At 49.4% G+C, this 14,809-nt stretch carries 20 protein-coding genes; 10 read left to right on the forward strand and 10 right to left on the reverse strand.

Going from position 1 to position 14,809, the window contains the following annotated elements:
• A complete protein-coding gene (locus tag Q8M75_RS03065) occupies positions 1 to 948 on the reverse strand; it encodes a hypothetical protein (RefSeq protein ID WP_305486069.1) in 948 nt (315 codons plus the stop codon).
• 122 nt (positions 949 to 1,070) lie between these two features.
• Between Q8M75_RS03065 and Q8M75_RS03070 the strand changes: the two genes are divergently transcribed.
• From Q8M75_RS03070 to Q8M75_RS03080, 3 genes are all read left to right on the forward strand, one after another.
• Positions 1,071 to 2,027 (forward strand): sodium-dependent bicarbonate transport family permease, encoded by a 957-nt coding sequence (locus Q8M75_RS03070; RefSeq protein ID WP_305486071.1) that lies wholly within the window; start codon positions 1,071 to 1,073, stop codon positions 2,025 to 2,027.
• A gap of 64 nt (positions 2,028 to 2,091) precedes the next feature.
• The gene (locus Q8M75_RS03075; RefSeq protein ID WP_305486072.1) at positions 2,092 to 2,328 is read left to right on the forward strand and encodes a hypothetical protein; all 237 of its coding nucleotides are present in this window, start codon (positions 2,092 to 2,094) and stop codon (positions 2,326 to 2,328) included.
• 101 nt (positions 2,329 to 2,429) lie between these two features.
• Positions 2,430 to 2,924, forward strand: a complete 495-nt coding sequence (locus Q8M75_RS03080; protein ID WP_305486073.1) for a cupin domain-containing protein — start codon at positions 2,430 to 2,432, stop codon at positions 2,922 to 2,924.
• Positions 2,925 to 2,950: 26 nt separating this feature from the next.
• On the opposite strand, the gene Q8M75_RS03085 is transcribed toward Q8M75_RS03080, so the two are convergent.
• Positions 2,951 to 3,295: a helix-turn-helix domain-containing protein gene (locus Q8M75_RS03085; protein ID WP_305486074.1), complete on the reverse strand. Its 345-nt coding sequence runs from the start codon at positions 3,293 to 3,295 to the stop codon at positions 2,951 to 2,953.
• Positions 3,296 to 3,482: 187 nt separating this feature from the next.
• Between Q8M75_RS03085 and Q8M75_RS03090 the strand changes: the two genes are divergently transcribed.
• Positions 3,483 to 3,698 carry a hypothetical protein gene (locus Q8M75_RS03090; protein ID WP_305486075.1) on the forward strand — a complete coding sequence of 72 codons (216 nt, stop codon included), beginning with the start codon at positions 3,483 to 3,485 and terminating at the stop codon, positions 3,696 to 3,698.
• A gap of 146 nt (positions 3,699 to 3,844) precedes the next feature.
• Here Q8M75_RS03090 and Q8M75_RS03095 read toward each other — a convergent pair whose 3' ends face one another.
• Positions 3,845 to 4,543: a DUF3313 domain-containing protein gene (locus Q8M75_RS03095; RefSeq protein ID WP_305486076.1), complete on the reverse strand. Its 699-nt coding sequence runs from the start codon at positions 4,541 to 4,543 to the stop codon at positions 3,845 to 3,847.
• A gap of 117 nt (positions 4,544 to 4,660) precedes the next feature.
• Between Q8M75_RS03095 and Q8M75_RS03100 the strand changes: the two genes are divergently transcribed.
• Complete coding sequence (locus Q8M75_RS03100; RefSeq protein WP_305486078.1) at positions 4,661 to 5,047, forward strand: carboxymuconolactone decarboxylase family protein; 387 nt, start codon at positions 4,661 to 4,663, stop codon at positions 5,045 to 5,047.
• On the opposite strand, the gene Q8M75_RS03105 is transcribed toward Q8M75_RS03100, so the two are convergent.
• Together Q8M75_RS03105 and Q8M75_RS03110 are read right to left on the reverse strand one after the other, a co-directional pair.
• Entirely contained in the window at positions 5,044 to 6,189 is a 1,146-nt protein-coding gene (locus tag Q8M75_RS03105) for an alpha-hydroxy acid oxidase (protein WP_305486080.1), read from the reverse strand. The two genes, Q8M75_RS03100 and Q8M75_RS03105, sit on opposite strands and share 4 nt — an antisense overlap.
• A 98-nt stretch (positions 6,190 to 6,287) precedes the next feature.
• On the reverse strand, positions 6,288 to 6,587 hold the full coding sequence (locus tag Q8M75_RS03110; RefSeq protein ID WP_305486081.1) for a DUF1330 domain-containing protein: 300 nt from the start codon (positions 6,585 to 6,587) through the stop codon (positions 6,288 to 6,290).
• A 76-nt stretch (positions 6,588 to 6,663) separates the two neighbouring features.
• Between Q8M75_RS03110 and Q8M75_RS03115 the strand changes: the two genes are divergently transcribed.
• Together Q8M75_RS03115 and Q8M75_RS03120 are read left to right on the forward strand one after the other, a co-directional pair.
• Complete coding sequence (locus tag Q8M75_RS03115; RefSeq protein WP_305486083.1) at positions 6,664 to 7,554, forward strand: DMT family transporter; 891 nt, start codon at positions 6,664 to 6,666, stop codon at positions 7,552 to 7,554.
• A 91-nt stretch (positions 7,555 to 7,645) separates the two neighbouring features.
• The gene (locus Q8M75_RS03120; RefSeq protein ID WP_305486084.1) at positions 7,646 to 8,830 is read left to right on the forward strand and encodes an alanine--glyoxylate aminotransferase family protein; all 1,185 of its coding nucleotides are present in this window, start codon (positions 7,646 to 7,648) and stop codon (positions 8,828 to 8,830) included.
• A gap of 99 nt (positions 8,831 to 8,929) precedes the next feature.
• On the opposite strand, the gene Q8M75_RS03125 is transcribed toward Q8M75_RS03120, so the two are convergent.
• Positions 8,930 to 9,118: a hypothetical protein gene (locus Q8M75_RS03125; protein ID WP_305486086.1), complete on the reverse strand. Its 189-nt coding sequence runs from the start codon at positions 9,116 to 9,118 to the stop codon at positions 8,930 to 8,932.
• Positions 9,119 to 9,342: 224 nt separating this feature from the next.
• On the opposite strand from Q8M75_RS03125, the gene Q8M75_RS03130 reads away from it, so the two are divergent.
• A complete protein-coding gene (locus Q8M75_RS03130; protein ID WP_108469910.1) occupies positions 9,343 to 9,522 on the forward strand; it encodes a hypothetical protein in 180 nt (59 codons plus the stop codon).
• Between the two features lie 7 nt (positions 9,523 to 9,529).
• Positions 9,530 to 9,808 (forward strand): hypothetical protein, encoded by a 279-nt coding sequence (locus Q8M75_RS03135; protein ID WP_305486087.1) that lies wholly within the window; start codon positions 9,530 to 9,532, stop codon positions 9,806 to 9,808.
• Here the strand turns inward: Q8M75_RS03135 and Q8M75_RS03140 are convergent, their stop codons facing one another.
• The gene (locus tag Q8M75_RS03140) at positions 9,809 to 11,437 is read right to left on the reverse strand and encodes a peptide chain release factor 3 (protein ID WP_305488141.1); all 1,629 of its coding nucleotides are present in this window, start codon (positions 11,435 to 11,437) and stop codon (positions 9,809 to 9,811) included. It lies immediately after the preceding gene.
• A gap of 62 nt (positions 11,438 to 11,499) precedes the next feature.
• Positions 11,500 to 12,228 (reverse strand): pseudouridine synthase, encoded by a 729-nt coding sequence (locus Q8M75_RS03145; protein WP_305486088.1) that lies wholly within the window; start codon positions 12,226 to 12,228, stop codon positions 11,500 to 11,502.
• A gap of 45 nt (positions 12,229 to 12,273) precedes the next feature.
• On the opposite strand from Q8M75_RS03145, the gene Q8M75_RS03150 reads away from it, so the two are divergent.
• Positions 12,274 to 13,221 (forward strand): DMT family transporter, encoded by a 948-nt coding sequence (locus tag Q8M75_RS03150; protein WP_305486089.1) that lies wholly within the window; start codon positions 12,274 to 12,276, stop codon positions 13,219 to 13,221.
• Positions 13,222 to 13,243: 22 nt separating this feature from the next.
• Here the strand turns inward: Q8M75_RS03150 and Q8M75_RS03155 are convergent, their stop codons facing one another.
• On the reverse strand, positions 13,244 to 14,185 hold the full coding sequence (locus tag Q8M75_RS03155) for a lipid A biosynthesis acyltransferase (protein WP_305486091.1): 942 nt from the start codon (positions 14,183 to 14,185) through the stop codon (positions 13,244 to 13,246).
• Positions 14,124 to 14,801, reverse strand: coding sequence for a carbonate dehydratase (can, locus tag Q8M75_RS03160; protein WP_305486093.1), 678 nt, complete (start codon positions 14,799 to 14,801; stop codon positions 14,124 to 14,126). The genes Q8M75_RS03155 and can overlap by 62 nt, the downstream gene beginning before the upstream one ends.
• Positions 14,802 to 14,809: the final 8 nt, after the last annotated feature.

Consider the following 14,809-nt stretch of genomic DNA (forward strand, 5'->3'; position numbering starts at 1 on the left):
CTAGAAGCTCGCAGCTAAACCAATCGACGTACCGCGTACGTTTTGTCCAAATTGATAGCGAAATACAATTCGCACGCGACTAAAGAGCGGCTCCGACTGACTGCGGTCAAACTCAATGCCACCACCGAGCGATGACAGGGAGTTAAAACCCAGTGCACCACGCAGATCACCTAAAAATTCGGTATGTGCTGCTTCCATCACAGCACGAATTGGCATCGAAAAAAAACGCAGTGGTGTTGGTACCCGATTGCGGGCCCACAAGCTGAGGCTTTGGGAGTTGGCTGAGCCCTGAACTGCCTTAGAGGTATCAAACGTGTTCATTTCAATATTGGTATAACGCAATTCAATATCAATTTCACGTTCAAGCTTGTAATTTTCATAGTCCAGCATTAAAGAACCACCAAGACCGTAGGTATTCATGCGCCCATTCTTTAAAAACTGCAGATCAGCGCCCGTTTGATTTTCAATCACGCGAGATGCAATCGATAGATCGCTTTCTAGGTGGCCCAGCATAATGTTAGCAATCGGCCTGATGCGCAGTTCGTTAGTCAGTGGAAAGTCCCAGCCGACACCGCCGGTACCGGTGATGCTATTCCAATGCACGGGAACATCAACGCTAGTATTGCCGACGGTCCCAATAAAACTGGGATTGTATCGATTAACCGCGAGAGTGCCTTCAAGATAAAGTGGCACGTTTCTACTCAGGCGATCTCCGCCGCCCAAGGAAATCATTTGCAAGTTAGGATTATTGCCGCTGCGATCAGTAATGGATAGAGATCCAGTGGTGACATCTGGCGTTAAAGAGTAACCAGTGATTACCATAAAAGCATCTGCCCGTTTTTTTAAAAAGGAATTCAGGGCATCTGTGCCTTGTGCGTGAGCGCTCGCAATCCATACTCCCCACACCGCGATGAGGCAGATCAGTTGGCTTCGAAAAGTGTGTGGCATCGTTTGATGGTCAGCGGGATGGGCGAAGAGGTTATGCGCTTAAACGGGGCGAATAAAGAGCCCACAAGATCCCTGAAATTATAAGGTGGCTAGGCCACATGGCAAGCCGTTATCATAGAGGTGTGAATAACTTTCTTGATCCTGCCATCCTCTTTTTTGTGTTTGGCGCCTTTGCCGGCCTGATTAAGTCTAATTTAGAGATTCCGCAACCCATTGCGCGTTTTCTGTCGCTCTATTTGTTAATGGCCTTAGGGCTAAAAGGCGGCTTTGCACTGCAGAAATCGGGCTTTACTCAAGAGATTGGTTTGGCGCTGGGCCTCGCGATCTTTTTGGCCATCATTATTCCCATCATTGCCTATACAGTGCTGCGAACCCGATTAAACAATTACGACTCTGCCGCCATCGCAGCAACATACGGCTCGGTCAGCGCGGTTACCTTTATTACAGCAACGCAATTTTTGAGTAATCAAGAAATTCCATACGGCGGACATATGGCGGCAGCGATGGCGCTCATGGAATCGCCCGCCATTATTTTGGCCATTGTATTGGCCAATAAGGCCCGTGTGAGCAGCACTAGCAAGGCTCAGTCTATCGGCTTATCGAAGGTATTGCATGAATCATTCACCGATGGCGCGCAGCTTTTATTGCTCGGGTCAATGGCGGTTGGCATGCTCAGCGGTGAAGATGGTCAGCGCATCATGGCGCCATTCTCAATTGATTTATTTAAGGGAATGCTGGCGTTCTTCCTCTTGGATATGGGGCTGATGGCAGCAAAAAATTTCAGCGGCATCAAAGGCAAGCCGCTGATCGTATTGCTGTATGCGCTAGTTGCGCCTTTAGTGCACGCAGGCATTGCTTTGGTCCTTTGCACATTATTGAGGTTGCCATTGGGGGATACGATCCTATTAATGGTGCTCGCGGCCAGTGCCTCATACATTGCCGTGCCGGCGGTATTGCGCCATGCCTTACCGGAAGTCAATCCGGCCCTCTATATGGGCATGTCCTTGGGTATCACCTTCCCCTTCAATATCATTATCGGAATACCACTCTATTCTTTTGCAGCGCAACTGCTGCGGTAACACGTTTTAATACGAGGCCTTCTTGGCTTGGTATAGTGATTGATCTACTAACAAAAGGACGGATATGACCCACCACGAAAAACTCATCGCTGCGTTTGAGGCTTATAAAGAAGAAAATACCAAGTTTCAGGAAAAAGGCGTGAAAGCATCGGCTGCCCGCGCACGGAAAGCGCTTCAGGAAATTGCTGGGTCATGCAAAGAGCGCCGCAAAGAAATTACGGCAGAAAAAGAAATGCTGGAGGGCAAAAAAGGCGAGGGCATGTCACAGGATGCTGCCCGTCATGCCCATATTCGAAAGTAAGCCACAAGAGCACTAGTTTGAATAATGCGGTTAGGGTCAGCAAGACTAAACCGCATTTCCCATTTGTTGGATGCAGTGCTGTGCTAAATACAGGCGAGCCAATGAAAACATTCATTCAAAGAAAAGCCATCCTCTTTTTGAGCTTGGCACCCCTGCTTCTGAGTGTGGCAGGACTTCAGGCAGAATCTGCTCTTGCTGCAGATGACTACGCACAGGGCCTGGCAAAAGATCGGATTTCAGTTAAAACCTTATTGCCCCAGATGCCCTCAAAAACTATTATTGGGCAAGACTACCCATATCCGAATGGCACACCATTGATCGAGAGCTACCTGATAGAGATTCCTCCCGGACAAAAAACAGGCATTCATCTTCATCAAGTTCCCTTATTGGCATACATTATTTCGGGTCGCCTCGAAACTAATTACGGCACTAAGGGGAGCAAGGTAAGCGCCGCAGGCGATGTATTTATAGAGGCAATCGAATGGTGCCATTTTGGGAAAGCGCTCGGAACGGAACCCGTGCAAATATTGGCTATTTATCTCAATTCAGTTGGCGGAACTCAAAAAAAGTCAGCTGACTGCGCTGCCTTGCAATAACGCCGGGATTGACTGCAAGCGCAGGATTAAGCGATCGTCTCAGCTTGGCCGTGCATCACTAACGCACTGAGCTCCCGATAGAGCTTGATTGCTTTGTTTGTTGGTACAAGGTACTTAAGACGACCATCTTTGGGATTACTCTTTGTGGTGATTAACTTTTTGCTGATGAGATACTTAATTCCCTGATGCAAGGTAACCGGAGAGGCAATGTGCCTTAGGGCAATAACATTAGATACAGTAATTGGTTGCTCGTTCACAAAGGCCTGAACAATAACACGTAACAGTGCGCATGACTTTGAGTCAACTCCATAGCCGTGATTAATTTGATCGCGCGTATTGACAAAGTCAAGATACTCAAATTTCGTTGGCATTAAAGTTAAACCCTATGAACATGATTTGATTTTTCTATTATCAAATAAAACCTGCCACATTCCAAGGCTTTAAATTAAGTTGATAAGGAGTGGCGCTAATCGCTAGTTACTAACAATCAACAAACAAAAGAAATTGACAATATACTTATATAAATTAAATTAAGTTTATATAAGATACGGTCGCATTATGTTTAAGTTTTTTGATAGAAATCAAAGCGACTTTGTTGTTAAAGACATTGATCGCAGGCGGCGAGTTGTCGTTGTTGAAGACCCAGCGCTTGGATTGGAATGCGAAGTGCCGTTTGAGAAGGATGACTTGCTAACGGCTGAAATATCGGGCGCCTACACCATCAAGCTAAGCTATATCGATGGTAAGACGGAGATAGTTCGATTTCTCAAATAAAAGTAATTTGCACCTTATCGGTGCTTATTTGGCGGCAAGCCTAATTTAAGATGGGTAATATGAATCCGTAGTCGATTTATTTATTTTTACCCTCCATAAGATTTCTTTGGCCACCCTTTGGGGTGGCCTTTTCTTTGCGGGGTAGCTTATTTCATTGCTGTTGGCGTTGGATTGGCCGAGACTTCCATGGCCAACTTAACAGCGCGCTTAGCCATTTCCTCAAATGAGGCGATCGAGCCCGAGCCAGTTCGGAAGGTTTCACCTTCCAAGGTGATTACGCCGCCGCCAATAAAGTCCTTGGACTGACTGTCGGTAATTTTGCTCTCAATGACCAGCGCAGGTGTTTTGGAGTTGACGCCAGAAGCATAGGCTGCCGCATTGGCTGCAAGCCCAATGGGGGTAAAGTTCCAAGGCTTAAGGCCATCGGCAGAAACTTCAGCGCCCGTAATGCCAACAGATATACGAGCCACTCCAGGGCCAGGTTGCGTGACGATCTTGATGCCGCGACGTCCCTCAACCGCCTCACGCATCGACATTTCAAGAGCACGCTTTGTTTGTGCAACAACTTGCGGAGTAATCTCGCTCGTGAATTGCGATTGATTCAGGTAGATAGGATCCAAAATAACGGCGGTGTAAGTATTGGGATTAACACCAGCGTTGCGATAGCGCCAAATACGCGTTCCATCGGGAGTATTGGCAACGGGCTGCAATAGGCGATAGTTGGGCAAAAAGCCGGACTCTGGCATGGCAGTCGTCGACATTATTTTGGGGCCACCACTACAGGCCACCAAAGCGCTGACTAAGGGCGCAACGACGAGGAGTGCTACTAATTTTCTGCGATTCATGAATGGTTCCTTTTGATGGTCATGCGGCACATGAGGTAAATTCATTCTAAGGCTAAATGGATAACAGCGCCCGCAGCAGAAGCAATCAAATGAAATAAAAAAGAGGAGAACACCATAATGAAGAGTGAGCGATTTGAGAAAGGCATGGTAGTGCGCCGCAAGGTATTGGGCGATGCCTATGTAGACCAAGCAATGCAGAAGGCGGATGATTTTTCAATGCCGCTGCAGGATTTTGTGACTGAAAATGCCTGGGGTACGGTGTGGGTACGAGATGGCTTAACACTCAAGCAGCGTAGCTTAATTACCGTATCGGCCATCATTGCGATGAACCGACCACACGAACTAAAGTTACATATTCGTGGCGCCATCAACAATGGCGTAACAAAGGTAGAGTTACGCGAACTCTTTTTGCACTGCGGCGCCTACTGCGGCGCGCCCGCCGTAGTCGATGCGTTTCGCATTGCGCGCGAAGTATTTGCGGAAGACGCTAAAGCAGCAGGCTAGAACGTACCGGGATACAAAATATCTTTCGTCACATCTTGAATATCACGGTGACCCGTAAAGGCCATCGTGATATCGAGCTCTTTGTGAATAATCTCAAGGCATTTCGTGACGCCGGCCTCACCCATGGCGCCAAGGCCATATAGGAATGGACGGCCGATTAAAGTGCCGCGCGCACCCAATGCCCAGGCTTTTAAAACATCTTGACCAGAGCGAATGCCGCCATCCATCCAAACCTCGATATCCTTACCAACCGCATTGACGATGCCGGGCAAGGCCTGAATACTTGAAATTGCACCGTCTAGTTGACGGCCACCATGGTTCGAGACGATCAGGGCATCTGCACCAGAATCTGCTGCGAGGCGCGCATCACCCTCATCCAAGATTCCCTTAATGATGAGCTTTCCGCCCCAGCGTTTTTTAATCCACTCGACATCACCCCAATTGAGGCCCGGATCGAACTGCTCGGCAGTCCAAGAAGACAAGGACGACATATTGCCCACGCCAGTAGCGTGACCCACAATGTTGCGAAAGGTTCTACGCTGCGTCATGGCCATCCCAAGACACCAGCGGGGTTTGGTCATCATATTAATAATATTCGGAATGGTGAGTTTGGGAGGGGCACTCAAACCATTTTTTAGATCTTTGTGGCGCTGCCCCAGAATTTGCAAATCCAAGGTAAGCACAAGAGCAGAGCATTTGGCAGCGCGCGCACGCTCGATTAAGCGTTCAATGAAGGCGCGGTCTTTCATGACATACAGCTGAAACCAAAATGGTTTTGTGGTGTGCTCGGCAACATCTTCAATCGAGCAAATACTCATCGTCGATAAGCAGAAGGGCACGCCAAACTTTTCTGCCGCCTTGGCTGCCAGAATTTCGCCATCGGCATATTGCATCCCGGTTAGTCCAGTCGGCGCCAAAGCAACGGGCATGGCGACTTCTTCGCCGATCATGGTTGTTTTGGTAGTGCGATTGACCATGTTGACTGCAACGCGCTGGCGCAATTTAATCTTCTGAAAGTCGGATTCATTCGCGCGGTAGGTGGATTCTGTCCACGAGCCTGAATCTGCATAGTCATAAAACATCTTAGGCGTGCGTTTTTGGTGCAGTACGCGCAAGTCTTCAATATTGGTAATAACGGGCATGAATAATCCTTGTTAATTCGACTCTGTATGACGGTATTGTATGGGCTCTAGTCTAGCTGTGAATATTGCTATGAGCAAACCGTAGTTACCCTTGGGGATCAGGCGCTAGGTAGCATGCTGAATAAGGTTAACTGCATAGCCTGATTGCGAATCGGCACTAAGGCCAGGTACTCCGGGCTGGCTGCCCAGCGCTGGGCATCGGTTGCAGTGGGAAACTCAAGTTGTACGTAGGCAGAGAATGGCTTGCATTGCAGCTCATTCCAAAAAATCTCCCCACGTACCCCGCGCTGCGCAATACGCCCGCCATACTGTTCTACCGTGGCGCCAACCTGCGCCCGGTATTTCTCAAACGCTGCCGGGTCCTGTAATTCGATTAAGCCAAGCACGTGCACTGCCATTGAATCGCTCCAGTTCTAGTATTGCTCTGCATGAAAGTGGAATAGGTATAGTACTGAATACACACAAGGGAATCCAGTGAAGAGTGATACCAAGGGCATGTTGATCGGGTTTGGTGGCATAGCCATCTTTAGCTTGACCTTGCCGGTGAGCAAAATAGCTGTTCAAGTCCTTGATCCGTATTTCATAGTGTTTGGTCGGGCTGCCCTTGCAGGATTGGTTGCTCTGGCATACCTATTCGCAATCCGCGCGCCCTTGCCCAGTCGCGCTACGCTGCCTGGATTTGCCTGGATTGCTCTGGGAGCGGTTTTCGGGTTTCCTTTGTTTATTACGATCGCGATGACGCACGGCCCTTCGTCCAATGGCGCGGTGATTTTAGGCATCTTGCCATTGGTAACGACTGTGCTAGGCGCCATGCGCTTTAAAGAGCGTCCGTCGATTGGGTTTTGGCTGAGCTCACTGGTTGGTACGGGCTTAGTCTTGCTCTACGCGTTGATGCAAGGCGCCGGACAGTTTTCGTTTTTCGATGGCCTACTCATGGCAGCTTGTGTTTGCGCTGCCGTCGGCTATGTTGAGGGCGCCAAGCTATCCGCCATCCTGAAACCGAAAATCGTCATCTCCTGGGCGCTGGTTTTTTCACTGCCCATCAGCTTATTTTTCAGCGCCCTCAGCTATCAAACAGACTACGTGTATGCCGACCTTGATATCTGGCTCAGCTTTGCTTATCTGGGCATATTTTCTATGTTTGTGGGCTTCTTTTTCTGGTATGAGGGCCTGCGGATTGGCGGTATTGCTCGCGTCAGCCAAGTTCAGCTACTTCAGCCCTTTTGCACCCTGCTGGCATCCAGCATCCTATTAGGCGAGCCCCTGACCCTGCTTAATTTGGTGTTTGCTGCGCTGGTTGTTTCCACCGTGATGGTCGGAAAACGCATGCTCATTAAGGCGCCCGAACCAACGCCACCGCTGTAAGCGTCTATTTTTAGGGCCATTAATTCGCGGAAGATTTGCCATTTTTATTGGATAATCATGGGCTAAACCTATAAAAAGTGAGAGACACGCTATGTTGAAATTAGATGCACACGCCTCAGGGCGCCATTTTTTACATATTCCTGGACCAAGCCCAGTCCCCTCGCGCGTCCTGCGCGCCATCAGCTATCAAACCATCGATCATCGCGGCCCCGAGTTTGGTCAGCTTGGATTAAAGCTGCTCGAGGACATTAAGCGTATTTTTAAAACCAAACACCCCGTGATTATTTATTCCTCGTCGGGCACGGGAGCATGGGAAGCGGCTTTAGTAAATACCCTTTCGGCCGGCGATCATGTCTTGATGTATGAAACCGGTCAGTTTGCAACCCTGTGGAAAAACATGGCCGATAAGCTCGGCATCCATGCTGAGTTCTTGGGCAAGCCTGGGCTGGAAGGTTGGCGCAGGGGCGTTGATGCAAAGCTAATTGAAGAGCGTCTCAAAAAAGATACCGAGCACAAAATTAAAGCGGTCTGTGTAGTCCATAACGAAACATCCACTGGCGTTACATCCAATATTGCTGCTGTGCGCAAAGCAATCGATGAAGCTAAGCATCCTGCATTGCTGATGGTCGATACCATTTCCGGATTGGCATCGGCAGACTATTGCCACGACGCCTGGGGTGTCGACGTGACGGTCAGCGGATCGCAAAAAGGCTTAATGTTGCCACCTGGCTTGGGCTTTAATGCCTTGTCACCCAAAGCGCTCGAGGCCAATAAAAAGGCAACGCTACCAAAAGCATTTTGGGCCTGGGATGAGATCCTCGTTTCCAATAAAACCGGATACTGGCCAACCACGCCGTCGACGAACTTACTTTATGGCTTGCATGAAGCCATTGCGATGATTGAGTCAGAGGGCATGGATGCGGTATTTGCCCGTCACCAGCGTTTGGCTAAAGCGTGCCGAGCCGCAGTGACTGCGTGGGGCCTCGAAATTCTGTGCCAAGAGCCAGAGGTGTATTCACCAGTTTTGACGGGTGTCATGCTGCCCGAGGGCTTTGATGCAGACGCATTGCGTAAGCTCATTCAGGAGCGCTACAACTTGTCCTTGGGCACTGGCCTTGGCAAGCTGAAAGGCCGCGCATTCCGGATTGGTCACTTGGGCGACTGCAATGAGCTCAGCCTCCTGGCTGCATTAAGCGGCTGCGAAATGGGCATGACTGCATTTGGCATTCCTCTTAAGGGCAGCGGTGTTTTGGCTGCGCAAGAGTTACTGCGCTAGTAGATTAGTTTCCATGTGAAAAAGCCGCCCAATACCAAGGCGGCTTTTTTGTTTCCGGAAGACTGGTCTACAGTCCTAACTACGCCTAAAAGGCCGGGATTATGCGGGCGCAACAACTGGCGCGCGCTTGCTTAGCTCGCGGCGCACTTTATCTTTGATTTTGGGCTTGGTTGCCGATTCCATTAACTTAGTTAGTTGAGCCACATTGAGTGGTCCCAGGCGTGCTTTGCCTGTTTTGGTAAGCATGGGATCGTTCTTGCGATTGCGCTGATTTTGACCTGCGGCCATAGGTAATCCTTATATAGATTCAATGGCGCAAGGGGGGAAGTCATTTCGCCCAGTTAACCCCCCAATTAGGGCACAAAATAGTGATTCGATTCAGAATAACAGCATTTTTTTGCCGAAAAAAAGTATATTTTATGAAATCTGCTATAAATATTTGTAGTATTAACGAAGTAATAGCAGTGCATCACCCGAATTTAGTCTAGAACAACGTAAAGCAAAGGAAGATCATGTCATCACACGAAACCATCATCGCTGCGTATGAAACTTATCTGGCTGAAAATGAAAAGTTCAAAGTAAAGGGAGTTAAAGCATCTGCTGCTCGAGCACGCAAAGCCTTGCAAGACATTGCTACTGCATGCAAAGAGCGCCGCAAAGAAATCTCTGCAGAAAAAGAAGCGCTGGCATAAAGTGCGCGTGCCGCACCCGATGCGAATCTCGGTGTTTAGTATGAGCGCGGTGCGGCGTTTTCTGAATCTTGGAATGGCGTTGCTGATTGGTCTTCAATTATCAGCATGCGCAACCATCTATACCGATGCGTCGGATTCTAACAAGGTGACGTTTCTAAACTCCACCAATGAGTCGCGTGCAGACTTGCAAAGCAAGGCGCAGGCTTACTGCATGCAGTATGGCAAAAAAGCAATTTACCGAGAAACGGATGGCGGTGTAGTCACCGTCTTTGACTGCAGGCCCTAGTTAGCCAGCAAGCTCCGATTGATAGATCAAACCAGCATGCTCACGCAAGGCATGAAACTCAATGCTCTCCCAGCGCTGCTGCGCAACATCGAGTTCTGATTTATGGGTTGCTAAAAATACGGCGGCGCCAACAACGTCTTCCGCCATGCGGTGAATATTTTCTTGTGTAAATTTTTTAAGAGCAACGGGGTCAGTTGAGCTGACCCAGCGCGCTAAGCTATAACGGGCTGGCAATAGCCGTACTTCAGCACCATATTCGCTCTTGAGGCGATGGGCGACTACTTCAAACTGCAATTGACCAAATGCCCCCAGTAGCATGATGCCACCCGCCATGGGCCTAAATACTTGGATCGCACCTTCTTCGCCGAGCTGCATGAGGCCCGTACGCAATTGCTTCGAGCGCAGCGGATCGGCAGACTCAACTAATTTAAAAATCTCTGGCGCAAAAAAAGGCAGGCCAGTGAATTGAAGTTGCTCGCCTTCGGTCAGTGTATCGCCTAAGCGCAGCAAGCCATGATTGGGCAGGCCAATGATGTCACCAGGAAAAGCCTCATCGAGAATGTCGCGCCGCTGCGATAAAAAAGACAGCGCATTGTTGGTTCGAACTTCTTTGCCGTTACGGCAAATCTTCAGGCGCATGCCGCGCTGAAAGTGCCCCGAACAAATCCGCAAGAAGGCAACACGATCACGGTGCGCGGGATCCATATTCGCCTGAATCTTAAAAACCACGGCAGAAAACTTACCCTCGGACGGCAGTACTTCGCGCTGAATAGCTTTGCGAGAGCCGGGTGGCGGCGCAAGTTCAACTAGGGTGTTGAGAATTTCACGTACACCAAAGTTATTAATCGCGGAACCAAAGAATACCGGAGATTGCTTGCCGGCCAAGAATGCCTCTAGATTAAATTCAGGCATGGCATTGCGAATCAAATCAACTTCGGCCAGCGCTTCTTTTAGATCGGAGCCGAGCCGTTCTTGCAGGGCTGGATCATGAATATCAATCAGGGTGTCAGAGCTATCGGAGACGCGATCCTCTCCAGCTTTAAAGAGCCGCATCTTGGATTTGGCAATATCAATTACGCCAGCAAAGGATTTGCCCATGCCCACAGGCCAAGTAAACGGTACCACTTCCATTCCAAGGGCATTCTCGATTTCATCCATCAGCTCAAGCGGCCGTTTGACTTCGCGATCCATCTTATTGATGAAGGTAATCAGCGGCGTATTACGGGCGCGGCAGACCTCTAAGAGCCGTAAGGTCTGTGATTCCACGCCGTTGGCCGCATCAATCACCATGAGTGCTGAGTCCACTGCAGTTAGTACGCGGTAGGTATCTTCAGAAAAGTCTTGGTGCCCTGGCGTATCCAGCAAGTTAATGATGCAATCGCGGTATTCCATTTGCATCACGGAGCTCGCAACCGAGATACCACGTTGTTTTTCGATTTCCATCCAGTCCGAGGTCGCGTGGCGACTGGCCTTGCGGGCCTTGACGCTACCAGCAATTTGGATTGCCCCCGCGTACAACAATAGCTTTTCGGTCAGCGTGGTTTTACCAGCATCAGGATGAGAGATGATGGCAAAGCTACGGCGACGAAGTACTTCTTGGCTTGGGGATGCGGACTGCTGCGGATCGATGGCTGTTCTACTTAAGGTATAAATTCTGATGCAATTATAAGGGGCGGTGTTTGCGGGCTCCGTTAGAAGCGCTCTTCTGGACGTAAAAATCGCCACTGACCAGCGGGCAGGGGGCCCAAGGAAATTCGGCCCATGCGCACGCGTTTTAAGCCTAAGACCCGAAGGCCAACCAGTTCGCACATTCTGCGGATTTGGCGCTTGCGGCCCTCACGCAATACAAAACGCAATTGATCTTCATTCTGCCAGCTGACCTTGGCAGGCTTGAGGGGCTGATCATCGAGAATGAGTCCATGGCGAAGCAAATCCAGATCATCAAACGAGAGCTTGCCTTCAACCCGCACCAAGTACTCTTTTTCAATCGGGCTGTTTTCGCCAATCAAGAGTTTGGCGATGCGCCCATCCTGCGTTAAGACCAGCATGCCAGTGGAGTCGATATCGAGTCGACCTGCCGGCGCTAAACCCTTGGTATTAAAGCGGCCAGTGTGTTTAGAGTCGCCCGCATAAAAGTTTTCGGGGGTGATCAGCGATGCCGCTGGTTGGTACTCTTGATCATCATCCCGGTGGGAAATAAAGCCAACGGGTTTATTGAGGATGACGGTGACGCGGGCAGCTTGCTGTTTCTGGGCGTCTAAGCGCAATTCAATTTTTTGACTGCGGTATGCGCGTGAGCCGAGTTCAGACACAACCTTGCCATCCACCGTAACCAGGCCTTGCTCAATATAGGAGTCCGCCTCGCGCCGTGAGCACAGACCGAGTTCGGAAAGCAGTTTAGAGACGCGAAATTGTTCCATCACGCTATTATGAATTACACAGCGCCTTGCTAAACTGAATTCCGAATGAATGCACCCCAAAAAGAGCCAAAACCGCAGGTAGATGCAATAAAACCGGTCGACGATCGTAAGCCGAGCTTGGATTGGCAGGCGATTATCCTGATAACGGGGTGTTGTTTGATATGGGGATATCAACAGATTGCCATTCAGGCAATAGCAGACGAAGTTCCGCTACTCATGCAATTGACCATTCGCTCGATTATTGCCAGCGCATGCGTGTGGGTCTGGATGATGTTTAAAGGGATTCGGCCATTTCAGTCGGACCGTACACTCATGCCAGGCATGATTGCTGGCCTCCTATTTTTTGCTGAGTTTGTATTGTTGTATTCGGCCCTCGAGCACACCAATACATCACGCGCTATCACCTTCCTGTATTTAGCCCCATTTATTGTGGCTTTAGTGTTGCCCATCTTTATACCGGCAGAGCGCCTGAATTGGATGCAGTCGAGTGGCCTACTCATTGCCTTTGGCGGTTTAGCGTTTGCTTTTCACGATGGATTTTCAAGTAGCGCCGCCCACTTTCTACTGGGTGATATTGCCGTCATTGGCGCTGCTACGGCATGGGCATTTACAACCATTGTGGTGCGCACTACTGCGCTTGGACAAATTCAGCCAGAGCGCACTCTATTCTTCCAGCTGTTTTTCTCCTCCATTGCCTTAATTGCGCTTTGCTTTGTATATAGCGTTCCGCTACCCGAAACGCTTTCGATCAAAGCAATGGCCTCCCTATTTCTGCAATCTGTGATTATTGCGGCTGCTAGTTATTTATTCTGGTTTTGGCTTTTGCGCCACTACCTTGCAACTAAAGTGTCTGCGTTTAGTTTCCTCACGCCGATGTTTGGACTGCTCTTTGGATTTTTTCTCGCAGGTGATCCAATCAACGGCAGCTTGATCGCTGCTTTTATTTCAATTGCACTGGGTATTTATTTAGTCAATCGCCGGCAAGGAAGTTAAATCCATCTTGCGCAAGGCTGGCCTAGTAAGGATTGGCTTGGCCGGCTGGACGATTTTTAAACCGTTTATGCACCCAGTAGTACTCCGCAATATGCTGGCGGATCTCGGCTTCGTAGATTGCATTTAGGCGTGCGGCATCAGCAATAACATCATCGCTTGGAAAGCCATCAATCGGTTTGCTAATGACGCAGCAATAGCGCGAACGGTCTGGCAGCAAAGTGGTAACCATCATGCACACTTCTGCTTGCGCAATAAGCGCTAGGCGAGATACGGCTGTAATGGTGTTGGTTGGAATGTCAAAAAAAGGGACAAACACGGAATCCTTGAGGCCAAGATCTAAATCAGGTGCAATGATGATTAGATTACCTTTGCGAATTTCACGAATCAACGGGAGTAAGTTGCCTTGGCGATCGATGGCGTTTCCGCCAAAGCGATTTCGCCATCGAATGATGCGCTCATTGAAAAAAGAATTCTTCATGCGCTGAAAGAGGCCAGACGTTCGCGGCCAGCCTCGCTTCTCTGCAAGGGCGCTAATCACAATGCTGCCCTCGATGCCCGTGAAATGCATATTGACTAGAATGCGGGGCTTTTTGTCGCGTAAGTCGACTGCAGAGCGAACCTCAATCATGTTGGATACGGCTTGCGCACTACCCAGCCAAATAATCCCCCGCTCTGCAATGCTGCGACCCAATAGCTTCCAATGCTCGTTTGCGATTGCATTGATTTCGGAATCACTTAGTTGTGGAAAGCACAGTTGTAAATTGGTTTTAACAACCCGATTGCGCTTTCCAGGGATGCGCGCCGCTAGCGTACCCAGCCCATACCCAAACAACACCACAAGGCGGTAAGGTAAGACCGATAGGAGCAGCAAAAAGCCTACGCCGACATAATTAAGCGCCGCTTTAATCAAGACTGGCTTTGTTGTACCGAAGCAGGCTTTGGTCAGTGAGTGATTTAATGTCATCGCTTGGCCCAACGGTCATGCCAAGATCATGGAGTCCGCCATCTTCTAGGCGATATACCCAGCCATGAATGGTGAGGTCTTGCCCCCGTGACCAAGCATCTTGGACGATGGTTGTTTCACATACATTCGTAACTTGTTCAATGACATTGAGTTCGCACAGGCGATCTTGGCGTACGTGTTTTGGCAAGGCCTCACCGAGATAGCGCTCATGCTTTTGATGTACATCTTTCACATGCCTGAGCCAATTGTCGGCAAGGCCTACGCGCCTATCGCCGAGAGCGGCATGCACGCCAGAGCAGCCATAGTGACCACAGACAATCACGTGCTTTACCTTGAGAAGATCGATGGCAAATTGCAAAACAGAAAGGCAATTCAGGTCGGTGTGGACAACGACATTGGCGATATTGCGATGAACAAAGAGTTCGCCAGGCAAAAGGCCAACGATGGCATTTGCAGGTACGCGGCTATCGGCACAGCCAATCCACAAAAAATCCGGGGCCTGTTGCGACACTAAGCGTGTAAAAAAATCCGGATCCGCCTCGACCATGGAGCTGGCCCATTCCCGATTCTTTGCAAAAAGGTGTTCCAGCACATTGGCAGAATTGGGTATAGTCATGGTTTGAT

The organism is Polynucleobacter sp., from assembly GCF_030693775.1.
In the GTDB taxonomy this organism is placed as follows: domain Bacteria; phylum Pseudomonadota; class Gammaproteobacteria; order Burkholderiales; family Burkholderiaceae; genus Polynucleobacter.